This is a genomic window from Escherichia sp. HH091_1A (assembly GCF_030295175.1).
Classification (GTDB): domain Bacteria; phylum Pseudomonadota; class Gammaproteobacteria; order Enterobacterales; family Enterobacteriaceae; genus Escherichia; species Escherichia coli_F.
In genome coordinates this window covers 196,426-220,076 of record NZ_AP025747.1, presented here as the reverse complement: position 1 = coordinate 220,076, position 23,651 = coordinate 196,426, and the positions used below count along the sequence as shown (strand labels likewise).

Annotated in this window: 20 protein-coding genes; 1 reads left to right on the top strand and 19 read right to left on the bottom strand. The window is 51.5% G+C overall.

What is annotated here, in order from left to right:
- Positions 1–54: 54 nt before the first annotated feature.
- The 19 genes from QUF14_RS00970 to rpsB all read right to left on the bottom strand — a co-directional run bounded on the left by QUF14_RS00970 (position 55) and on the right by rpsB (position 22,447).
- The gene (locus QUF14_RS00970) at positions 55–444 is read right to left on the bottom strand and encodes a VOC family protein (RefSeq protein WP_000901098.1); all 390 of its coding nucleotides are present in this window, start codon (positions 442–444) and stop codon (positions 55–57) included.
- A gap of 56 nt (positions 445–500) precedes the next feature.
- Positions 501–2,642: a lysine decarboxylase LdcC gene (gene ldcC / locus QUF14_RS00965; RefSeq protein WP_001021008.1), complete on the bottom strand. Its 2,142-nt coding sequence runs from the start codon at positions 2,640–2,642 to the stop codon at positions 501–503.
- 97 nt (positions 2,643–2,739) lie between these two features.
- Positions 2,740–3,699, bottom strand: coding sequence for an acetyl-CoA carboxylase carboxyl transferase subunit alpha (gene accA, locus QUF14_RS00960; protein WP_000055746.1), 960 nt, complete (start codon positions 3,697–3,699; stop codon positions 2,740–2,742).
- Between the two features lie 12 nt (positions 3,700–3,711).
- Positions 3,712–7,194 (bottom strand): DNA polymerase III subunit alpha, encoded by a 3,483-nt coding sequence (gene dnaE, locus QUF14_RS00955; RefSeq protein ID WP_001294736.1) that lies wholly within the window; start codon positions 7,192–7,194, stop codon positions 3,712–3,714.
- A 36-nt stretch (positions 7,195–7,230) separates the two neighbouring features.
- Positions 7,231–7,827, bottom strand: coding sequence for a ribonuclease HII (gene rnhB, locus QUF14_RS00950; RefSeq protein ID WP_000569442.1), 597 nt, complete (start codon positions 7,825–7,827; stop codon positions 7,231–7,233).
- On the bottom strand, positions 7,824–8,972 hold the full coding sequence (gene lpxB, locus QUF14_RS00945; RefSeq protein ID WP_000139667.1) for a lipid-A-disaccharide synthase: 1,149 nt from the start codon (positions 8,970–8,972) through the stop codon (positions 7,824–7,826). Before lpxB ends, rnhB begins: the two co-directional genes overlap by 4 nt.
- The gene (gene lpxA, locus QUF14_RS00940) at positions 8,972–9,760 is read right to left on the bottom strand and encodes an acyl-ACP--UDP-N-acetylglucosamine O-acyltransferase (RefSeq protein WP_000565959.1); all 789 of its coding nucleotides are present in this window, start codon (positions 9,758–9,760) and stop codon (positions 8,972–8,974) included. Before lpxA ends, lpxB begins: the two co-directional genes overlap by 1 nt.
- 3 nt (positions 9,761–9,763) lie before the next feature.
- Positions 9,764–10,219: a 3-hydroxyacyl-ACP dehydratase FabZ gene (gene fabZ, locus QUF14_RS00935; protein ID WP_000210739.1), complete on the bottom strand. Its 456-nt coding sequence runs from the start codon at positions 10,217–10,219 to the stop codon at positions 9,764–9,766.
- Positions 10,220–10,323: 104 nt separating this feature from the next.
- Positions 10,324–11,349 carry a UDP-3-O-(3-hydroxymyristoyl)glucosamine N-acyltransferase gene (lpxD, locus tag QUF14_RS00930; protein WP_001139282.1) on the bottom strand — a complete coding sequence of 342 codons (1,026 nt, stop codon included), beginning with the start codon at positions 11,347–11,349 and terminating at the stop codon, positions 10,324–10,326.
- A 3-nt stretch (positions 11,350–11,352) separates the two neighbouring features.
- The gene (gene skp, locus QUF14_RS00925) at positions 11,353–11,838 is read right to left on the bottom strand and encodes a molecular chaperone Skp (protein WP_000758956.1); all 486 of its coding nucleotides are present in this window, start codon (positions 11,836–11,838) and stop codon (positions 11,353–11,355) included.
- 121 nt (positions 11,839–11,959) lie between these two features.
- Positions 11,960–14,392, bottom strand: coding sequence for an outer membrane protein assembly factor BamA (gene bamA, locus QUF14_RS00920; protein WP_001240896.1), 2,433 nt, complete (start codon positions 14,390–14,392; stop codon positions 11,960–11,962).
- A gap of 29 nt (positions 14,393–14,421) precedes the next feature.
- On the bottom strand, positions 14,422–15,774 hold the full coding sequence (gene rseP / locus QUF14_RS00915; RefSeq protein ID WP_100733613.1) for a sigma E protease regulator RseP: 1,353 nt from the start codon (positions 15,772–15,774) through the stop codon (positions 14,422–14,424).
- An 11-nt stretch (positions 15,775–15,785) separates the two neighbouring features.
- Entirely contained in the window at positions 15,786–16,643 is an 858-nt protein-coding gene (cdsA, locus tag QUF14_RS00910) for a phosphatidate cytidylyltransferase (protein WP_000922437.1), read from the bottom strand.
- Between the two features lie 12 nt (positions 16,644–16,655).
- Positions 16,656–17,414 (bottom strand): (2E,6E)-farnesyl-diphosphate-specific ditrans,polycis-undecaprenyl-diphosphate synthase, encoded by a 759-nt coding sequence (ispU, locus tag QUF14_RS00905; RefSeq protein WP_001517776.1) that lies wholly within the window; start codon positions 17,412–17,414, stop codon positions 16,656–16,658.
- 188 nt (positions 17,415–17,602) lie between these two features.
- Complete coding sequence (ispC, locus tag QUF14_RS00900; RefSeq protein ID WP_000811933.1) at positions 17,603–18,799, bottom strand: 1-deoxy-D-xylulose-5-phosphate reductoisomerase; 1,197 nt, start codon at positions 18,797–18,799, stop codon at positions 17,603–17,605.
- Between the two features lie 92 nt (positions 18,800–18,891).
- Positions 18,892–19,449, bottom strand: coding sequence for a ribosome recycling factor (frr, locus tag QUF14_RS00895; RefSeq protein WP_000622418.1), 558 nt, complete (start codon positions 19,447–19,449; stop codon positions 18,892–18,894).
- Between the two features lie 291 nt (positions 19,450–19,740).
- On the bottom strand, positions 19,741–20,466 hold the full coding sequence (gene pyrH / locus QUF14_RS00890; RefSeq protein ID WP_000224573.1) for a UMP kinase: 726 nt from the start codon (positions 20,464–20,466) through the stop codon (positions 19,741–19,743).
- Positions 20,467–20,612: 146 nt separating this feature from the next.
- Entirely contained in the window at positions 20,613–21,464 is an 852-nt protein-coding gene (tsf, locus tag QUF14_RS00885; RefSeq protein ID WP_000818114.1) for a translation elongation factor Ts, read from the bottom strand.
- A 257-nt stretch (positions 21,465–21,721) separates the two neighbouring features.
- Positions 21,722–22,447 carry a 30S ribosomal protein S2 gene (rpsB, locus tag QUF14_RS00880; RefSeq protein ID WP_000246882.1) on the bottom strand — a complete coding sequence of 242 codons (726 nt, stop codon included), beginning with the start codon at positions 22,445–22,447 and terminating at the stop codon, positions 21,722–21,724.
- Between the two features lie 367 nt (positions 22,448–22,814).
- Here rpsB and map point away from each other — a divergent pair, with 367 nt between their 5' ends.
- Entirely contained in the window at positions 22,815–23,609 is a 795-nt protein-coding gene (gene map / locus QUF14_RS00875) for a type I methionyl aminopeptidase (RefSeq protein WP_001018200.1), read from the top strand.
- Positions 23,610–23,651 lie beyond the last annotated feature (42 nt).

Sequence of the window (23,651 nt, the reverse complement as noted above, 5' to 3'; positions counted from 1 at the left end):
TTTTACAGTAGCAATGCCCGGCACGTTACCGGGCAAATATGGCGATGACAAGCCTTACTGCTCATACAGTTCCAACGGCAGTCCGTCCGGATCGTTAAAGAATGTGAAGCGCTTTTGCGTGTAGGGATCGACACGTATGGCTTCACATTTCACGTTATGGCTTTCAAGATGCGCCACTGCCGCATCGATATCATCAACGCTAAAAGCCAGATGACGCAGGCCGCAAGCTTCCGGTCGGCTGGGGCGCTCCGGCGGGAACGGAAATGAGAAAAGCTCAATCACATATTGCCCATTAAGCGCCAAATCCCCTTTCCACGAATCGCGCGCTTCGCGATAGACTTCGCTTTGCAGCGTGAAACCGAGAATATCGCAGTAGAAAGCTTTGCTCACCGCATAATCCGTCGCAATAATCGCAATATGATGAACTTGTTTTAAACCCAGCATAACGTCTCCTTTATTTGTTAACAGCACGTTACTCGCCCGGAAGCCGCTCTGGCAAGTTATCCCGCCATTTTTAGGACTCGTACGCGGTAAACGCCATCTTCGTCCTGTTTCGCGCCGTGAATATCCGTTTCAAAGCCGGGGTAGCGCTGGCCCACTGAACAGAGCATCAGCAGAAAATCGAGTACCGTGCGGCTCTTCTCGGTCAGCATTTCTCCTGGCATCAGTAGCGGTACGCCAGGCGGATAAGGCAGGATCATATTTGCCGATACTCTACCGACCAGTTGTTCCAGCGCAATGGTTTCTACTTCACCTTTAATCTGTCGTTGCCAGGCCTGATGTGGCGTCATGATCATCTCCGGCAAAGTATCAAATGCCCGCAACATCAAACCGGGAAGATCGTGTTTACGAATCAGCTTATGGATGCCTTGCGCCAGATCCTGAATACGCATATTGCGATAAAAATCGGGATCTTCTGCATAGAGATCGGGCAGCATATTTTTGATCCGCAGGTTGAGATCGTAAGAGCGCTTAAATTCCGTCAACCCACGCAATAATCCCATTGCTTTGGTTTTATCGATGCCAATACTAAAGAGAAACAGCAGGTTATAAGGGCCGGTTTTCTCTACTACGATCCCACGTTCGTCGAGGAATTTTGCCACCAGCGCCGCCGGGATCCCCTCATCGCTCATATTGCCCTGCTCGTCCATCCCCGGTGTCAAAATAGTGACTTTAACCGGATCGAGAAACATATGATCGGCATCCGCATCGTTAAAGCCGTGCCACTGTTCGCCAGGCGCAACGGGCCAGCATTCGGCTTCATCCACCTGCGGCGGTTGCCAGATATCGAAAAACCAGCCGTCAGACTCTTCCCGCAGCCGCTGGACCTCTTTGCGAAAATGCAGCGCTCGTTCTACTGAACGGTTAATCAGCCGTTTGCCCGGATTACCACGCAGCATCGCCGCCGCTGTCTCAACCGAAGCAACAATGGGATAACTGGGCGAGGTGGTGGTATGCATCATAAAGGCTTCATTAAACGCCTCTTCGTCGTACTCACCTTTAATGTGGATCAGTGATGCCTGCGACAACGCCGCCAGCATTTTGTGGGTCGATTGCGTTTCGAAGAAAACTTTTCCTGCCACCCGATCGCCACTCATACCACTTTTGCCCTGATAGATCGGATGAAAATGAGTATACGGGACCCAGGCGGAATCGAAGTGGATCGAGGGGACATCCAGCGTCTGTTTGATCCAGTCGGTGTTGTAGAGCAAGCCATCATAGGTTGAGTTGGTGATCACCGCATGAACCGGCCATTGTGCCTGCGTGGTAGCAGCGACTTTCTCTTCGATACTGTCGCGGGTAAATTCTCGTCGCGGGATCCCACCCAGAATCCCCAACGCATTACGTGTTGGTTTTAGCCAGACCGGCACTACATCGTTCATCATCAACAGATGCGCCAGCGATTTATGGCAGTTGCGGTCAATTAACAGCGTACTGCCGGATGGCGCGGCGTACATACCCACAATTTTGTTCGACGTCGATGTTCCGTTGGTGACGATATAACTCTGTTCCGCGCCGAAAGTCCGTGCGATGTACTCTTCCGCTTCCAGATGTGGCCCGGTGTGGTCGAGCAACGAACCAAGCTCGGTGACCGAAATAGAGACGTCCGCCTTGAGGGTATTCCCGCCGAAAAAATCATAAAACAGACAGCCTACCGGGCTTTTCTGATACGCGGTGCCGCCCATATGCCCCGGCGTACAAAAGGTGTACTTCCGCTCTTTGACATAAGTAAACAAGGCTTTAGTGAATGGCGGGGTAATGTTATCGAGATATTCGTTGGTGTACTGACGCATACGAATGGCGATATCTTCTGCCTGCCCCAGCGCATATTCAAAGAACCAGAGCGCCATCCGCATATCCTGCACGCTGACATCCATCGTCGAGTGAGTATTGATGAAGGCATAAAGCGGGAGATATTCATTAAGTTGATTGATATCGCTACATAAATCGAGACTGTATTCATCCCAGTCAAAAATCACGCCGCATATTCGTGGGTTGTGTTCGATAAATTTCAGCAAATCAACGCTGTTTTGTGGCCAGATAATCTGAAAACCTTGCGCCACCAGCGCCGACTCCAGTTCTTTGATGGGCTCATCTTTATAAAAGACGCCATGCGGTCCCATAATGGCAATGATATTCATGTGTTCCTCCTGGAAAATCCTTCCTTAATCATAGCCCGCTCAAACCATGGCGATAAAAAAGGGCCACCGAAGTGACCCTTTTCAGTACATTTGCTGTTTACGCGTAACCGTAGCTCATCAGGCGCTGATAACGACGATTTTTTAAATCTTCAGTACTTAACACGTCGAGATCGGCCAGATCCGCCAGCAGTTGCGCTTTCAGAGACGCCGCCATCGCTTCCGGGTTACGGTGAGCGCCGCCCAGCGGTTCCGGGATGATGGAGTCAATCAGTTTCAGTTCTTTCAAACGCGGAGCGATGATCCCCATCGCTTCAGCCGCCAGCGGTGCTTTGTCGGCGCTCTTCCACAGAATGGACGCGCAACCTTCCGGCGAAATAACGGAATAGGTGCTGTATTGCAGCATATTCACTTTATCGCCCACGCCAATCGCCAGTGCGCCGCCAGAACCACCTTCACCGATAACGGTGCAAATAGTCGGTACGCTAAGGCGAGACATTTCACGCAGGTTGCGTGCAATGGCTTCAGACTGACCGCGTTCTTCTGCGCCCACGCCCGGATAAGCCCCCGGGGTGTCGATAAAGGTGATGATTGGCATCTTAAAGCGTTCAGCCATTTGCATCAGACGCAGTGCTTTGCGGTAACCTTCTGGCGCTGGCATACCAAAGTTACGGCGAATTTTTTCTTTGGTTTCACGACCTTTTTGATGACCAATGATCATCACCGGACGACCATCGAGACGGGCGATACCACCGACGATAGCTTTATCGTCTGCATACGCGCGGTCGCCAGCCAGTTCGTCAAATTCATCAAAGGCCAGGCGAACGTAATCCAGGGTATAAGGACGCTGTGGATGGCGTGCCAGCTGCGCAATCTGCCATGCACCGAGATCGGCGAAGATTTTACGCGTCAGTTCTACGCTTTTTTCACGCAGCCGATGCACTTCTTCATCGATGTTAATATCCAGTTTCTCATCCTGGCGGCTAACCGCAGTCAGAGAATCGATTTTCGCTTCCAGCTCTGCAATCGGCTGTTCAAAATCAAGGAAATTCAGACTCATAGTATTCCTGTATTAGTCAAACTCCAGTTCCACCTGCTCCGAACCAATGAGGCCACGGAGATCGTTTAATAAACGATCGCTCGGAGAGACACGCCACGTCGCGCCAAAACGCAACCGCGCGCGTGCATCCGCCCTCTGATAGTAGAGATGTACTGGAATTGTCCCAGAGCGGTGGGGTTCCAGAGACTGACGGAGTCGGTTTAAAAGCTGGTCATCAATTTGCCTGTCCGTCAGCGAGATAGCAAGCCCGCGAGCATATTTTTCCCGGGCTTCGTCAATATCCATCACTTCGCGAGCGGTCATTTTAAGCCCACCGCTGAAGTCATCAAAGCTGACCTGTCCGCTGACGATAAGTATGCGGTCTTTTTCCAGCAATTGCTGGTATTTATCCAGGGCGTCAGTAAACAACATCACTTCCAGCCGCCCGGAACGGTCATCCAGCGTGCAGATACCGATACGATTGCCGCGCTTGGTGACCATAACCCGCGCAGCAACAACGAGCCCCGCAGCCGTGGTGACTTTACCACGTTCTGTCGGGTGCATGTCTTTCAGCCTTACGCCTCCGACATAACGCTCAATCTCTTTTAAATACTGGTTGATAGGGTGTCCCGTCAGATACAGACCTAACGTTTCACGCTCCCCATCTAACACCACCTGCTCCGGCCACGGTTGGCAACTGGCGTAGGATTGTTCAATTTGTTCCGGCTCTTCTGCCAGCACGCCGAACATATCGGCCTGACCGATGGCTTCTGCTTTCGCGTGTTGATCAGCCGCCTTTAACGCATCGCCCAGCGAGTTCATCAGCGCCGCACGGTGTGGCCCAAGACGGTCAAACGCCCCGGACATGATCAGTTTTTCCAGCACTCGCCGGTTTAACTTTTTGGTATCTGTACGGGCGCAGAGATCAAACAGTTCACGGAAATAGCCGCCTTTATTACGGGCTTCGATGATCGCCTCAATCGGACCTTCACCTACCCCTTTGATCGCGCCAATACCATACACGATTTCGCCGTCGTCGTTGACGTGGAAATGGTAAAGACCGGAGTTTATATCTGGTGGCAGGATTTTCAGCCCCATCCGCCAGCACTCATCCACCAGGCCTACCACCTTCTCGGTGTTGTCCATATCGGCGGTCATTACTGCCGCCATAAACTCCGCTGGATAGTGCGCTTTCAGCCATAACGTTTGATATGAAACCAAAGCATAGGCCGCAGAGTGCGATTTGTTAAATCCGTAACCGGCGAATTTCTCCACCAGGTCGAAGATTTTCATCGCCAGTTCGGCGTTGATCCCGTTCTTTTCTGCGCCTTCAGCAAATACAGAACGCTGCTTGGCCATCTCTTCCGGCTTTTTCTTACCCATCGCACGACGCAGCATATCCGCGCCACCGAGGGTATAACCAGAAAGCACCTGGGCAATCTGCATGACCTGTTCCTGATACAGGATGATGCCGTAGGTTGGCTCCAGTACCGGTTTCAGGCTTTCATGCTGCCACTGCACATCCGGATAGGAGATCTCTTCGCGACCATGTTTACGGTCGATAAAGTTATCCACCATCCCTGATTGCAACGGGCCGGGGCGGAACAGTGCCACCAGTGCGATCATATCTTCGAAGCAGTCAGGTTGCAGACGCTTGATCAGGTCCTTCATGCCGCGCGATTCAAGCTGGAACACCGCCGTGGTTTCCGAGCGTTGCAGCATGTCGAAACTTTTCTTGTCATCCAGCGGGATAGCGGCGATATCCAGCGGCGGCTCACCATTCTTCGCCCGCCGTTTGTTGATCATCTCCAGCGCCCAGTTGATGATGGTGAGCGTACGCAGACCGAGGAAGTCGAACTTCACCAGCCCGGCGTATTCAACGTCGCTTTTATCAAACTGGGTAACCGGATGTTTGCCCTCTTCATCGCAATAAAGCGGCGCAAAATCGGTAATTTTGGTCGGCGCGATAACCACCCCACCGGCGTGCTTACCAGCGTTACGGGTGACCCCTTCCAGTTTGCGCGCCATGTCGATCAGCGCCTTAACTTCTTCGTCCGCTTCGTAGATTTCCGGCAGTTGCGGCTCGGCTTCAAACGCTTTTGCCAGCGTCATCCCCGGATCGGGCGGGATCAGTTTCGAGATACGATCGACAAATCCGTACGGATGCCCCAGTACACGACCTACGTCGCGGATCACCGCTTTCGCCGCCATCGTACCGAAGGTGATGATCTGCGATACCGCATCACGGCCGTACATATCTGCCACGTGTTCGATAACCTGGTCGCGTTTTTCCATACAGAAGTCAACGTCGAAGTCAGGCATGGAGACACGTTCCGGGTTAAGGAAACGTTCGAACAGCAGGTCAAACTCCAGCGGATCGAGGTCGGTAATTTTCAGCGCGTAGGCCACCAGTGACCCTGCACCGGAACCACGGCCTGGCCCTACTGGTACGCCGTTATCTTTCGACCACTGGATAAATTCCATAACGATGAGGAAGTAACCCGGGAAGCCCATCTGGTTGATAACCTGAAGTTCAGTATCCAGACGCTCGTCATACTCCGGGCGACGCTTAAGACGTTCTTCCTCGTCAGGGAATAAAAATGCCAGACGCTCTTCCAGGCCTTCTTTTGCACGCTTGACCAGATAATCTTCGGTGCTCATGTCCCCGGTCGGGAACTGCGGCAGAAAGTATTCACCCAGACGCACAGTCACGTTACAGCGTTTGGCAATCTCAACAGTGTTGGCAAGGGCTTCGGGGATGTCGGCAAACAGCTCGCACATCTCCTCTTCGCTGCGCATATATTGCTGCGGCGAATAATTACGCGGGCGTTTGGGATCGTCGAGAGTAAAGCCGTCATGGATCGCGACACGGATTTCGTGCGCGTCAAAGTCGCTGCTGTCGATAAAGCGCACGTCATTGGTCGCCACGACGGGCAAACCGCGCGCTTCCGCCAGCTCCACTGCCGCGTGCAGATAACTTTCTTCGTCCGGCCTGCCGGTGCGGATCAGCTCGAGAAAATAGCGATCCGGGAAGTGCTCTTCATAAAACGCAACGCACTCATCTACCAGCGCGCTGTTACCACGCAAAAGACTGCGCCCGACGTCGCCCATGCGCCCGCCGGAAAGGAGGATCAGCCCTTCGTTTAATTCGATAAGCCAGTCGCGATCGATGATCGGCCCGGCGGCACCGTACCCGCGCTGATACGCTTTTGAGATCAGCAACGTCAGATTCTGATAGCCGATATTGTTCGCCGCCAGCACCGTCAGGTGGGTTAACTCATCACCCAGCAGGTCGCACTGGACATTAAAATCTGCCCCGACGATAGGCTTAATCCCTGCGCCATGTCCCGCTCCGTAGAACTTCACCAGACCGCAAAGGTTGGTGAAATCGGTGATCGCCAGTGCTGGCATACCCAACGCCGCCGCCTTTTTTACCAGCGGCGCGGTTTTGGCCAGGCCATCGATCATCGAGTAGTCGCTGTGCACCCGCAGGTGTACGAAACGTGGTTCAGACATCTTCAGATTCCGGTTTACTTAATCTCGACACAAGAATCAGGACGCAAGTCCCAGTGCGCGTTTGACAGGCCCAAAGCTGCGACGATGATGTTCAGTCGCGCCATATTCAGCCAGTTTTTCCAGATGAAAAGCGGTTGGATACCCTTTGTGCTGGGCAAAACCATATTGCGGGAAAACAATATCCAGCGCCGCCATTTCAGCGTCGCGCGTCACTTTCGCCAGGATAGACGCAGCACTGATTTCCGGTACGCGGCTATCGCCTTTCACCACTGCCATCGAAGGCATCGGTAATTTTGGGCAGCGGTTACCATCAATCAACACATATTCCGGCGCAATATGCAGCCCCGCGACGGCGCGCTGCATCGCCAGCATGGTCGCGTGTAAAATATTCAGTTCGTCGATTTCGTGGGGTTCCGCGCGGCCCAGACTCCAGCTTAACGCTTTCTCTTTGATCTCTTCACAGAGCGCCAGACGGCGTTTTTCGCTCAGCTTTTTGGAATCATTCAGCCCGGCAATCGGGCGCGTCGGGTCAAGGATTACAGCAGCGGTAACCACCGCGCCAACCAACGGCCCGCGTCCAACTTCATCCACACCCGCAACCAGCTGCGTGTGTGGATAAACAAATTCGATCATTGTGCTAACTCCAGAACGGCTTGTGCCGCCTGCTCATCGGCATTGCAGCGGATCTGCTGATGCAGTTCACGGAAGGTATCGTGCATCGCGTGACTGGTTTTCCCATTCGCCAACAGCGGTAACAGCGCCGCAGCCAGTTTTTGCGGCTCACACTCTTCCTGCAATAATTCTTTAACTAACTCTCTGCCCGCCAGCAGGTTTGGCAGCGAGACATAATCGGTTTTCACCAGCCGCTTCGCCAACCAGAAGGTAAAAGGCTTCATGCGATACCCCACCACCATCGGGCATTTTGCCAGCATGCACTCCAGTGCTGCCGTACCCGACGCCAGTAGCGCCGCATCACTGGCGACCATCGCCTCACGGCCCATTCCATCCAGCAGATGAACTGACAGGTCTGGCGCAACTTCAGCTTTGATACGCTCAAACTGCTCGCGGCGTTTGGCATTCACCAGCGGCACCACGATCTCGAGATCGGGATACGTCTGACGCAAAAGCTGGGCCGTTTTCAGGAAATCGGCACTCAGCATCTCCACTTCCGCACCACGACTTCCCGGCAGCAACGCAAGACAGTGAGCATCGTGAGGGATCCCCAGCACATCACGGGCGGCATTTTTATCTGGATCTAACGGCATGGCATCAGCCATGGTGTGACCGATAAAACGGCACGGCACGTTGTATTTGTCATAAAACGCTTTTTCGAAAGGCAGAAATGCGAGCACCAGATCGGTGGCTCTGCCTATTTTGAAAACGCGTTTCTGTCGCCACGCCCAGACGGACGGACTGACGTAATGAATAGTTTTGATACCCTGCTTTTTAAGATTACCTTCGAGGGTAATATTGAAGTCAGGCGCATCAATGCCGACAAAAACATCTGGCTTCAGTTCGCCAAAACGCTTTGTCAGATCGGCACGAATATGCAGTAAGCGACGCAGACGACCGAGCACTTCAACAATGCCCATCACCGCCAACTCTTCCATTTCGTACCAGGCTTCGCAGCCTTCGGCCTGCATTCGTGGCCCGGCAACGCCAACAAAGCGAGCGTTGGGCACACGTTCTTTCAGAGCACGGATTAAACCGGCCCCCAGGATATCGCCGGAGGTTTCTCCGGCGACCAGGGCAATCGTTAATGGACGCTGTTCAGTCATTAACGAATCAGACCGCGCGTTGAGCGTGCAAAGAAATCGGTAAACGCTTTTACTTCCGGATATGTTTCCGCCAGTTCAGCAATTTCCGGTTTCACTTCTTCGAGCGTTTTACCGCTGCGATAAATCAGCTTATACGCATTGCGGATAGCGGTAATCGCCTCACGGCTGAATCCGCGGCGCTTCAGCCCTTCGATGTTGACACCGAACGGCGTTGCGTGGTTACCCTGCGCAATGACATAAGGAGGGACGTCCTGCGCCACACCGGAACAGCCGCCAACCATCACGTGCGCACCAATGATGCAGAACTGATGGACTGCGGTCATGCCGCCGATGATCGCGAAGTCGTCTACCGATACATGACCCGCCAGCGTTGCGTTGTTGGCGAGGATGCAGCGGTTACCTACCGTACAATCGTGCGCAATGTGCGCGTTGATCATCAGTAAGTTGTCGCTGCCCACCTTCGTCAATCCACCGCCCTGGACTGTGCCACGATGAATGGTGACGCTTTCGCGAATGCGGTTACGATCGCCGATTTCCACACGGGTCGGTTCGCCAGCATATTTAAGATCCTGGTTGACTTCGCCGATGGAGGCGAACTGATAAATCTCATTGTCGCGGCCAATTTTAGTATGACCATTCACGACAACGTGAGATTTCAGTACGGTACCCTCACCAATTTCGACATGGGGTCCAACGATACAAAAAGGACCAATGTGAGCATTGGCGGCAATCGATGCGCCCTCTTCCACAATGGCGGTTGGATGCACAAAGGCGGATTTATCAATCACGTATCAGGCCTCCCGGCTACGAGCACACATCATCGTTGCTTCGCAAACTACTTTACCGTCGACCAGAGCAACCCCTTTAAAACGGGTCAGGCCGCGGCGCGTTTTTTCGAAAGTGACTTCCATGATCATTTGATCGCCTGGCACGACCGGGCGCTTGAAGCGCGCTTCGTCAATACCGGCGAAGTAGTACAGCTCGCCCGGTTCCAGTTTTCCTACGCTCTTAAACGCCAGAATACCTGTTGCCTGTGCCATTGCTTCCAGAATAAGCACACCCGGGAAAATCGGTTTTCCAGGAAAATGGCCCTGGAAGAATGGCTCATTGACAGAGACATTTTTTACTGCGCGCAGAAAACGACCTTCTTCAAAATCCAGCACGCGATCCACCAGTAAGAACGGGAAACGGTGCGGCAGAAGTTCTAAAATCTCTTCAATCTGCAGAGTATGAGTGTTAGTAGTCAAGATACTCTTCCTGTCAAAATATAAGAAACGACAATAATAACACGGCCTGCCGCAATCGTAAGAATGAGACAGGCCGTAAAGTTTGGCGAACAAAAGATGGAACGTTAGTCTTGTTGATTAACCTTGCGCTCAAGCGATTTTAAACGCTTGCTCATGTCATCAATGTTCATCACCAGTGCAGCGGTTTTGCGCCAGACTTTGTTGGGTTGCAGCGGAATGCCTGAGGAATAGACGCCTGGTTCAGTGATGGGACGCATCACCATACCCATGCCCGTAACCGTCACTTTGTCGCATATTTCCATATGCCCATTGATTACGCTGGCTCCGCCGATCATGCAGTAACGACCAATTTTCAGGCTTCCCGCCATAATGACGCCACCGGCAACCGCCGTATTGTCGCCAATCACGACGTTATGTGCAATCTGGCACTGGTTATCAATGATCACGCCATTGCCAATAACGGTGTCATCCAGCGCACCGCGATCGATAGTAGTACAGGCACCGATCTCCACGCGATCGCCAATAATTACGCGACCAATCTGTGGGATCTTCACCCAGTTACCCCGATCGTTGGCATAGCCAAAGCCGTCTGCGCCTACCACTGTTCCGGACTGGATCAGGCAATTCTGACCGATCTGGATCTCATGGTAAATGGTTACGTTCGCCCAGAGACGCGAACCTGCACCGATTTTGCTGTTTTTACCTACGAAGCAACCGGCACCGATAATCACGTTATCGCCCAGTTCAACGCCGGACTCAATCACCGCGTTAGCGCCAATCGATACGTTGTTACCCAGCTTCGCCGTCGCGTCAATCACTGCACTGGGTGCAATGTTCTGCGCAGGCTGCGGCGTGGTATCTAAAATTTGCGCCATGCGCGCGTAAGTCAGGTAGGGGTTCTTCACTACCAGCGCGGCACTTTTCGCGAAAGGAAGATCGTCCTGGGTCATGACAACCGCGGACGCCTGGCACAAGCCTAAATGCTCACGGTATTTTGGGTTAACCATGAACGTGATGTGACCTGTTTGTGCAGATTGCATGGACGCAACGCCGGTGATGACGATATCGCCATCACCGTGTAGTTCTGCATCCAACTGCTGCGCTAAATCAGCCAGTCGAATTGAAGGCATTACTTATTTAACCTGTTTCAGTACGTCAGCAGTGATGTCTTTTACATCGCTGCTGTTGTAAGCAACGGCGTTTGCATCAACAACCAGATCGATATCCTGGCTGTTGGCAACGGATTTCACAGCAGTCTGGATACGAGTAACCAGTTTGCCGCGTTCTTCGTTGGAACGACGAGCGCGATCCTGCTCAAAAGCCTGCGCTTTCTGAGCAAAAGTCTGGCGCTGAGCCATCACGTCTTTTTCCAGTTTGGTACGATCGCTGCCCGCTTTCATGGACTGCAGCTTTTTCATTTTAGCCTGCAGATCGGTTTCCATACGCTGCAGTTCGCTGGCACGGCCTTTGAACTCATTTTCCAGCGTGTTAGAAACACCGGTTTTCTGCGCTACCTGCTGGAACAGGCTGCCCATATTGACGATTGCAATTTTGTCAGCCGCCTGAGCAGAAGTTGCCAGTGCTAAACCGAGACCTGCAGCTAATAACCACTTTTTCACAATAAACTCCTTACCATCCCATTTGCACCGGAGGGTGCAGTTCTTTGCGTGGCCCGGCGATCTTATATTGATCGCCTAAAGTCATCGCTACACTACCACTACATTCCTTTGTGGAGAACACTTACCAGGTTTTACCGATGTTAAACTGGAACTGTTCTGCCTTGTCTCCATCGTACTTTTTGAACGGCTGGGCGTAGGAGAACACCAACGGCCCCAATGGGGACATCCATTGTAATGCGATACCCGCAGACATACGGATATTGCTTGGATCACTATAGTCCGGATATCCAGAATATTGGCTGGAATCCCAGTTTGTATCCCAAACGGTACCCATATCCCAGAAGAAGGAAGTACGAACCGAGTTAGCATACTTGTCGCTAATGAACGGCGTCGGGGTGATGAACTCGAGGCTGGCAACCGCCATAGCGTTACCGCCTACAGCATCATCCGATTTACACAGGTCTTTCGCGCCGTCCTGAGTCGCACATTCGTAATCATAGTCCGGATCATAATTACTAGCCTGATGCGGGAAGTAAACTGCTTTCGGACCAATGGTATTGGACTGGAAGCCACGCACGGTGCTGGAACCACCGGCATAGAAGTTCTCGTAGAACGGCATCTCTTTGCCGCCTAAACCATCACCATAACCCCAGCGGGTACGACCCAGAACAACCCATTTGTGATCGTCATCGATCGGCACATAAGTCGCCGTGTCTAACGTCACTTTGTAGTATTCGTTATCCGATCCCGGAATGGTCACTTTACCGGTCAGGTTGACACGTGAACCATCTGTCGGGAAGTAACCACGGTCAAGCTTGTTATAGGTCCAACCATAGTTGAACGTGAAGTCGTCCGTTTTGAAGCTGTTATCCTGATCAGAGGTACTCGGATGTTCACCCATAGAGTACAGATAACGCCACATCGCAACCTGAGGCTGCATGTTGGACAGGGAGTTATGTACATAACCCAGACCTGCACGCAGCGAGTTATATTCGTTGATCGGGAAGCCCAACGTCACGTCTGTACCATAACTCTTGTTGGTATAGTCGGACAGGTCGGCGTCATCTGCCTGGAAGTCATTATAGAAGAGACGACCACCGAGGCTTACGCCATCTACGGTGAAGTACGGGTTGGTTACCGACAGTTCAGCATAGGTCTGGTAATCGTTTTTGGTCCCGTTGATACCAACAGCATAACCCGTACCTAACCAGTTATCCTGTTGCACACCAGCCTGGAAGCTCACGCCACTTTCAGTACCGTAACCAATCCCGAAGTTGAAGCTACCGGTGTTACGTTCTTTCACCTTGTAGACTACATCAACCTGGTCCGGGCTACCCGGAACACGTTGGGTATCGGTATCGACAGTTTCAAAGAAGCCCAGACGATTCAGACGCTCCTTACCCTGATCGACCAGATCGCTCCCCAGCCATGCACCTTCCATCTGACGCATTTCGCGACGCAGAACGGCATCTTTCGAGGTATCGTTACCTTCAAAACGGATCTTACGCACGTAGAAACGGTTACCCGCATCAACGTTCACACGTAATTTAACGGTTTTGTCAGCATCGTTAATTTCAGGCATCGACTGTACGCGCGGATAGGCATAACCGTAGCGACCGAGAAGCTTTTTAATGTCATCTTCCATTTTGGTCACTTTGGTGCCGTTATACAGCTCACCCGGCTCGATCTTAGTCAACTGCTCAATTTCAGCGGAGTGCCCGGCAAGGTTACCGCTCACTTCAACGCCAGAAAGCTTGTATTGATCGCCTTCGGTGATGTTCACCGTGACGTAAATACCTTTTTTATCTGGCGTCAGACTGACCTGGGTAGAGTCAATGTTGAAACGAGCATAACCGCGATCCAGATAGTAGCTGCGCAGGGTTTCAAGGTCGCCTGCCAGTTTCTGTTTCTGGTATTTACGATCGCCTACTACGTTCCACCACGGCACTTCGTCACGCAATTGGAAATGAGAGATCAGTTCGTCGGTGGTGAAAGCATGGTTACCAACAATGTTAATTTGCTGGATTTCAGCTGACACACCTTCCTGGAACACCAGCTTGAGGTCAACACGGTTGCGCGGCAGCGGGGTCACGACAGCTTTAACGCTGGCGCTATATTTACCGACGCTGTAGTAGAAGTCTTCCAGACCTTTCTCGATATCGGCAATGGTGGTGCGATCGAGGGATTCGCCCACACGCACGCCAGAAGCCTCGAGGTTTTGCTTCAGCATGTCATCTTTCACCGATTTGTTACCGGAGAAAGTAATGCTGGCAATGGTCGGACGTTCTTTTACCTGAACCAGAAGGGTATCACCATCACGAAGGACGCGAACATCCTCAAAGTTGCCGGTAGCAAACAGAGCGCGAATGGTATTACTGATATCTTCATCATTAACCGTGTCGCCTGTGCGCACCGGCATACTGAGGAGGGCCGCACCAACGGCGACACGCTGAAGGCCTTCGAAATGAATATCTTTCACTACGAATCCTTCAGCACCGTATACGGTGGCGCTGCTAAACAGCAGCGACGCTATGAGCAACTTTTTCATCGCCATCGTTATTATGCGTTCTTCCTAACTAACTCTCATAACCGAGAGAAATCATTGAAAAGTGCAAGCCCCATTAACAGCACCAGCAAAATCGAGCCAATGCGATAACAAAAGTCTTGAACCCGCTCGGATACCGGTCCGCCCTTGATCTTTTCGATCGCAAGGAACAGCAGATGCCCCCCGTCAAGTACGGGCAACGGAAACAGGTTAATTATCCCTAAGTTCACGCTAATGAGCGCAAGAAACGGCAGGTAATAAACAACCCCGAGTTCCGCTGTCATCCCAGCCCCCTTGGCGATAGAGATCGGCCCACTGAGGTTGTTCAGTTTCACATCACCGGTGATCAATTTTCCCAGCATACTGACCGTCAGCTTCATCAGCTGCCACGTTTTGTCCGTGGCTTCGACGATAGCGTTGAACGGCCCATACTGGCGTACAACTTTATACTCATCTGGCAAAGGAATGACTTTCGGCTCAATACCGACAAAACCAATCGCTTTACCATTACCCGGTTTACTCTCCGGGATTAATGTCAAAGACAAGGGACTCCCCTGTCTTTCGATTTCTAACGCTAAGGATTTACCCGGGTTATCCCGGACAAGCATCACAAAGGTCACCCACTGCGTTAAGGGCTGACCATCGACTTTAACGATCCTGTCGCCTGCTTGCAAACCTGCCTTGCTTGCGGCCGAGTTTGGCTGCACATTTTCCAGTACAGGTTCAATTTGCGGGCCACGAGGACGAATCCCCAGCGAAGATACCGGATCTTCTTTATCAGGCTCAAACGCCCAGTGACGTAAATCGAGCTTTACATCCCGTCGTTGGTCGCTGCCAAATGGCGCTACCGTAATGGTGGTGCTTTCATCGCCAATTTTATCGACCAACTGCAAACGCACGGCATCCCAATCAGGCGTTTCGATACCATCTACGGCTTTTAGTTCCGTACATGGTGCAATTTGTGCTTCCGCAGCTATCGAATTGGCTGCTATTTCGCCAACCACCGGACGTACGCCAGGCACACCAATAATAAAAACCAGCCAGTAGGCAAAGATAGCAAAAATGAAGTTTGCAACCGGACCTGCGGCAATAATCGCCGCACGTTGGCCGACAGATTTATTATTGAAGGCATGGTGGCGGAGTTCCGGAACAACCGGTTCTGCGCGCTCATCCAGCATTTTGACATAACCGCCCAACGGGATCAGGGCGATGACATATTCGGTGCCTAGCTTATCAGTTCGGCGCCAAAGCGCCTTGCCAAAACCTATTGAGAAACGCTCAACGCGAACACCACAACGCCGGGCAACCCAGAAATGACCAAATTCATGCACGGTGATGAGCACACCCAGTGCAACGATGAACGAAGCCAAATCCCAGAGAAAACTCAGCATATTACCTTCCGTTAAAGCGTCCTGAATACCAGTAACAACAAGCAAGCAAAGACCGGTACCGCAGCCGTCAGACTATCAATACGATCTAAAATACCACCGTGTCCTGGAATTAAATGACCGCTGTCCTTAATTCCTGCTTCACGCTTAAACATACTCTCGGTCAGATCGCCGAGCACTGAGGCTAACGCTGCGACAATAGAGCAAATGAGTAAGGTGACGGGAGCGACGTCGAGATTCGCCCACATGCCATAACCCCATGAGATTACCGCTGCAGTCGCGAGTCCACCGATAAAGCCTTGCCAGGTTTTACCCGGAGAAACCTTCGGTGCCAGCTTATGTTTACCAAACAATTTGCCAAACATATATGCGCCAGAGTCAGCGCCCCATACCAAGATCATGACATAGAGCAGCCATATTGCGCCACTGTAATGATTCTCGTCGTAGTGCCAGGCCCGTAACGCCAGCATGCCCCAGAAGAAGGGAACAATGGTTAGCACGCCAAAAATAATGCGCAATGTTTTAGAGTTACGCCAGATTGCTGCGGAACCTGGGTAAAACAGCACCAGCAATAGCGCGACAATCCACCAACCCAGCGAAGCCCAAAGTGAGATTTCAACCAGCGGTTGATGAATATTTCGGTGATATTCCGGCAACAGAAAAAGCATCAGCGCCAACAATAACCCACATAACACCGCCAACCATACTCGCTGCGAGCGAGTGGTAAAACCGCTAAGCTGTCCCCATTCCCACGCTGCCAGCATACAGACCACCAGCGTTACAATGGCGAACCCCACCGGCGGCAACAGAAACAACGCCGCGATGACGACGGGTATTAACACAAAAGCAGATATCAGGCGATACTTCAGCAAAAGCGACCCCCATCAGGCTGTTTCATCACCGGGCTCGGTGCCGCCGAAACGACGCTCTCGATTAGCAAAGGCATTTAACGCCCCTTCAAAGTCTTGTTCATCGAAATCGGGCCAGAGAACATCTGTAAAGTAAAGTTCGGCATAGGCAATTTGCCAAAGCAAAAAGTTACTAATGCGATGCTCCCCCCCAGTCCTAATTACTAAATCTACAGGGGCCAGTTCATGCATACAGACATGCTGGTTTAGCATCTCTTCATCTATCTGATCTGGTTGCAGGTTTCCTTGCTGCACCTTTTCAGCCAGTTGCCTGACTCCCTGGACTATATCCCAACGTCCACCGTAGTTCGCCGCAATATTCAGCGTTAGACCGGTATTTCCGGCTGTTAGCGCCTCCGATTTACGAATACGTTCTTGCAAACGCGAGTTAAAGCGACTGGTATCGCCAATAATACGCAGACGTACGTTATGTCGGTGCAGGCTTTTTACTTCGCTATCGAGCGCCCAAACAAACAGTTCCATTAACGCACTGACTTCCTGCGCTGGTCGGTTCCAGTTTTCACTACTAAAGGCATACAGCGTTAACGCCTCAATACCGTTGTTGGCCGCAAAAGAGACAGCCCGGCGGACGGATTTTGCCCCGGCTTTATGCCCAAAGGCACGAATCTTCCCTTGCTTTTTTGCCCAGCGACCATTGCCGTCCATAATGATCGCAACATGACGACAGCCATGTACTGGCAATTTTTCGCTAAGTGGTTGAGTAGCAGACAACATCACGCGTTTCTTATTCCCTGACAGGGTTTACGGTACTCAGGAATACTGAAGCCTATACAAAAAAAAGCCGTGTAAAACCACGGCATACCTGACCTTATAAAGCCAACTACTTATGGTCAGATGGCGCAGACTATATCACTGAAGCCCTACGCTAACAAATAGCACGACTCTCTGTAGCCGGATTATCCTCAGCTTGCGAGACGCGTCACCTCTTTTCTGGCGACTTCACGCGCGTTCGTATCAACAGATAACACATCGTCCACGCATTGTGGTTCGCGCATATCCATTTTTTCCAGTACGGATAAATTCAACGCGGCGATATCCGTAAAGCGGATTTGTTGCGCAAGAAAGGCTGCAACGGTGATTTCGTTTGCGGCATTCAATGCAGTCGTCGCAGCCTGGCCTTGTTCGAACGCGTCCATTGCCAGTTTAAGGCATGGATAGCGATCATAATCCGGTGCGGCAAATGTCAACGCACTCAGTTTGCAAAAATCGAGCGGCTTCACACCAGAGTTCACGCGATTCGGCCAGGCCATGGTGTGGGCAATTGGCGTACGCATATCCGGTTCACCCAACTGCGCCAGAACACTGCCGTCCTGATAACGCACCATTGAGTGAATCACTGACTGCGGATGAATCAGCACTTCCATCTGGCTGGCACTGGCGTTAAACAACCAACGCGCTTCAATGTATTCCAGACCTTTGTTCATCATGGTAGCCGAATCGACAGAAATTTTACGCCCCATCGACCAGTTCGGATGACGGCAGGCTTGATCCGGCGTCATTGTTGCCAAATCGCGCAATGGCGTCTCACGGAAAGGGCCACCAGACCCGGTAAGCAAAATGGACACCACGCCATTTTGCTCAAGGTCAGCGTATCCCAGATTATGCTGGATAGGTTGCGGTAAACTCTGAAAAATGGCGTTATGTTCGCTATCGACTGGTAACAATTGCGCTTTGCTCTGCTTTACGGCGTCCATAAACAGACGTCCGCAAGTGACCAGTGATTCTTTATTGGCCAACAAAATGGTTTTACCCGCGCGGATTGCAGCAAGCGTAGGCAACAGGCCAGCTGCGCCAACAATAGCCGCCATCACCTGATTAACATCTTCAAGCGCTGCCATATCACAAGCTGCCTGCTGACCACTTAAGACTTCGGTGCGGCTACCCTGTTGCTGTAGCATCGTTTTAAGAAGTTTCGCACTCGCTTCATCATCCATTACGGCATAGCGGGGAGAGAATTCCAGGCACTGTTCTACCATGCGAGTGACATTTTTGCCTGCCACCAGCGCAACTACGCGGAAGTGTTCGGGATTATGGCGCACCACGTCCAGCGTGCTGCAACCAATCGAGCCGGTCGAGCCCAGAATGGTGAGTTGCTTCATGAAACATCCAGAGTTGAGACAGAATAAAAAGCAAAACGCCGCCAGCCGATCCGCAAGGATCTACTGAGCGGCGTTTTTTGTCGTTCAAGAAATCAGAACTGCATCAGTTCTGCTTCTTTGTCTGCCAGCGCCGCTTCAATTTTCTTGATTGCAGCATCAGTCAGTTTCTGTACATCGTCCTGAGAACGGCGATCGTCGTCTTCGCTGATCTCTTTATCTTTCAACAGTGCTTTCACTTTGTCGTTCGCGTCACGACGCACGTTACGTACTGCAACACGCGCTTGTTCTGCTTCACCACGAACGATTTTGGTCAGATCTTTACGACGTTCTTCCGTCAGCGGCGGCAGCGGAACACGGATGTCGCTACCCGCAGAGTTCGGGTTCAGGCCAAGATCGGACGCCATAATCGCTTTTTCAACGGCCGGAGACATTGAACGATCAAACACGTTGATTTTCAGAGTACGGGAATCTTCTACCGTTACGCTTGCCAGCTGACGCAGCGGCGTCGGCGTGCCGTAATATTCCACGACAATGCCATCCAGCAGGCTGGGAGAAGCACGACCCGTGCGTATTTTGCTGATTTGGGTTTTGAACGCTTCTACGCATTTATCCATGCGTACTTCAGCATCTTTTCTGATATCGCTAATCACGTTACGAATCCTTGAAAACTTGTCTCAGTCAGACCAGACAGTCACACACAGTGGAAGTGTGCTAAGTATAGCCCTGATTAAACATATTACGGGTAATCGTCTGGATTATTAGGCTATTTTATTTGCCATTTTGGCCCCGGGCAGTGCTCGCCATCCTCACGTACTTGTGTACGCTCCGGTTGCTGCGCGCTGGCCGTGACCAAACTGCCTGCAACAATAACGCCTTATAACCAGACTTACGCCCCCGCGATACTTACGCGGAATCTTACCCTTATTTATCCATCACGGGAATTATTCCGTGATTAAAGTCCCTTCTTTTTCACCCATTACCACACGGCGCAGCGCACCCGGTTTGTTCATGTTGAAAACACGAATCGGTAATTTATGGTCACGAGCCAGCGTGAAGGCCGCCAGGTCCATGACTTTCAGCTCTTTTTCCAGCACTTCGCTGTAAGTCAGTTGCTCGTACATGGTTGCGGTTGGATCTTTCGCCGGATCAGCGGTAAACACGCCGTCAACTTTGGTTGCTTTCAGCACCACATCAGCTTCAATTTCGATACCACGCAGGCAAGCTGCTGAGTCGGTGGTAAAGAACGGGTTACCTGTACCGGCGGAGAGGATCACCACACGGTTGTTGCGCAACAAGCTGATAGCTTCTGCCCAGCTGTAGCTGTCGCACACGCCATTCAATGGAATAGCGGACATCAGACGAGCGTTCACATAGGCGCGGTGCAGTGCATCACGCATTGCCAGGCCGTTCATTACGGTCGCCAGCATCCCCATGTGGTCGCCCACAACGCGGTTCATACCCGCTTTCGCCAGACCAGCGCCACGGAACAGGTTACCCCCACCAATCACCACACCAACCTGAATACCCAGTTCAACCAGTTCTTTGATTTCCTGAGCCATGCGATCCAGTATGCTTGCATCAATACCGAAGCCTTCCGTGCCCTGCAGAGCTTCGCCACTCAACTTAAGCAGAATGCGTTTATAGACGGGTTTTGCATTGGTAGCCATGTTTCTTTCCTGAGACTGTCAACGATTGAAATGAATTAATACCGGCGACATTGTACGTCGCTTTTCAGCGCAGCCCCATAAGGGTTAGCTGAATTTACAAGATGGGCGCAAAAAGAAGCCGCCCTCAGGCGGCTCCTTTTCGATAATTAAGACTGCTTGGACATCGCAGCAACTTCTGCTGCAAAGTCAGTCTCAACTTTCTCGATGCCTTCACCTACTTCGAAGCGGATGAAGCCAGTCACTTCAGCGTTATGCTCTTTCAGCAGCTGACCAACAGTTTTGCTTGGTTCCATAACGAACGGCTGACCGGTCAGAGAAACTTCGCCGGTGAATTTCTTCATGCGGCCTTCAACCATTTTCTCTGCGATTTCTTTCGGCTTACCAGACTGCATCGCGATATCCAGCTGTACCTGGTATTCTTTTTCTACCACTTCAGCGGATACATCTTCTGGTTTGATGAATTCTGGTTTGCTTGCAGCAACGTGCATAGCGATGTGTTTAACCAGCTCTTCGTCAGCGCCTTTAGCAGCAACCAGAACGCCGATACGCGCACCGTGCTGATAAGAACCCAGAACGTCGCCTTCCAGCGCAGCAACGCGGCGAATGTTGATGTTTTCACCGATTTTCGCTACCAGCGCAACACGTTCTTCTTCGAACTGTGCTTTCAGAACTTCAACGTCAGTGATTTTGCCAGCAACAGCTGCGTCCAGAACTTTGTCTGCGAACGCCTGGAAACCAGCGTCTTTTGCAACGAAGTCAGTCTGGCAGTTAACTTCCAGAATGATGCCGTAGTTGCCGTCGATTTTGGTTTTGATCACGCCGTCAGCAGCAACGTTGCCTGCTTTTTTCGCTGCTTTAATAGCACCGGACTTACGCATGTTTTCGATTGCCAGCTCGATGTCGCCGTTAGCTTCAGTCAGTGCTTTTTTGCAATCCATCATGCCTGCGCCAGTACGCTCACGCAGCTCTTTTACCAGGGATGCGGTAATTTCAGCCATTCTAAAATCCTCGGAGATGTGATCTGCCCGGCATTAAACCGCACAGATATAAAAGTGAAAAAGGGGGCCATATGCAGGCCCCCTAACCAAACGTGTACTACCTGGTCTATAAGGGCTCTCCCCCTTCATATTTCGCGCCGCAGATGCGTTGTCTTCGCTCGCTCATCCCGGTCACTTACTGATGTAAGCTCCCGGGAATTCTCGAGCTTGCCGCCTTTCTGCAACTCGAACTATTTTGGGGGAGTTATCAAGCCTTATTACTCAGCTTCTACGAAGCTTTCTTCCGCCTGGGAAGCCAGATCCTGAGAACGGCCTTCACGTACGGTTGCAGCAACAGCGCCCAGGTACAGGGTCACAGCACGGATTGCGTCGTCGTTACCCGGGATAACGAAGTCAACACCGTCCGGATCAGAGTTGGTATCAACGATAGCAAATACCGGAATACCCAGGTTGTTTGCTTCTTTGATAGCAATGTGTTCGTGGTCAGCATCGATTACAAACAGAGCGTCCGGCAGACCGCCCATGTCTTTGATACCGCCCAGGCTGTTTTCCAGTTTCTCCAGCTCACGAGTGCGCATCAGCGCTTCTTTCTTGGTCAGCTTGTCGAAAGTACCGTCCTGAGACTGAGTTTCCAGGTCTTTCAGACGTTTGATGGACTGACGAACGGTTTTCCAGTTAGTCAGCATACCGCCCAGCCAGCGATGGTTCACGAAGAACTGGTCGCAGCTCAGAGCAGCGTCTTTCACCGCTTCGCTTGCAGCGCGTTTAGTACCAACGAAAAGGATTTTACCTTTACGAGAAGCAATCTTGTTCAGTTCAGCCAGAGCTTCGTTGAACATCGGTACAGTTTTCTCAAGGTTGATGATGTGAACTTTGTTACGCGCACCGAAGATGAACGGCTTCATTTTCGGGTTCCAGTAACGGGTCTGGTGACCGAAGTGAACACCAGCCTTGAGCATGTCGCGCATGGAAACAGTTGCCATGATTAAAACCTCTATATAAAAGTTGGGGTTATGCCTCCACGTATCCCATATTACCGACCCTAAAGGGCACCCCGGAATATGTGCCGATACGTGTGTGTTGTTACACAAAGTGAGATTGTCGCTTCCGTCCAGTCTGTGTATACGAAATGGATCGGAAGTCCGGCGCGCTTTATACCACAAATACGTCGTGGACACCAATAATTGTTGGCGCTGTGTACAGCATCAGACGATGAATTTTCTATTATAGAAAACGTTCAGTGGCACGTTTGGCGAAATTCAGAATGATTCTCAATTTGCCCGGGTGTGATACCATTGACGACACTTACATATATATTGTCGGTATCACCGACGCTGATGGACAGAATTAATGGCTATCTCAATCAAGACCCCAGAAGATATCGAAAAAATGCGCGTCGCTGGCCGACTGGCTGCCGAAGTGCTGGAAATGATCGAACCGTATGTTAAACCGGGCGTCAGCACCGGCGAGCTGGATCGCATCTGTAATGATTACATTGTTAATGAACAACACGCGGTTTCTGCCTGCCTCGGCTATCACGGCTATCCGAAATCCGTTTGCATCTCTATTAATGAAGTGGTGTGCCACGGTATCCCGGACGACGCCAAGCTGCTGAAAGATGGCGATATCGTTAACATTGATGTCACCGTAATCAAAGATGGTTTCCACGGCGACACCTCGAAAATGTTTATCGTCGGTAAGCCGACCATCATGGGCGAACGTCTGTGCCGCGTAACGCAAGAGAGTCTTTACCTGGCGCTGCGCATGGTAAAACCGGGCATTAATCTGCGCGAAATCGGTGCGGCGATTCAGAAATTTGTCGAAGCAGAAGGCTTCTCCGTCGTTCGTGAATATTGCGGACACGGTATTGGTCGCGGCTTCCACGAAGAACCGCAGGTGCTGCACTATGACTCCCGTGAAACCAACGTCGTGCTGAAACCGGGGATGACCTTCACCATCGAGCCAATGGTCAACGCGGGCAAAAAAGAGATCCGCACCATGAAAGATGGCTGGACGGTAAAAACCAAAGATCGCAGCTTGTCTGCACAATATGAGCATACTATTGTGGTGACCGATAACGGCTGCGAAATTCTGACGCTACGCAAGGATGACACCATCCCGGCGATAATCTCGCACGAAGAATAAGATGAAGCCGGCGAATGCCGGCTTTTTTAATACGATAATTTA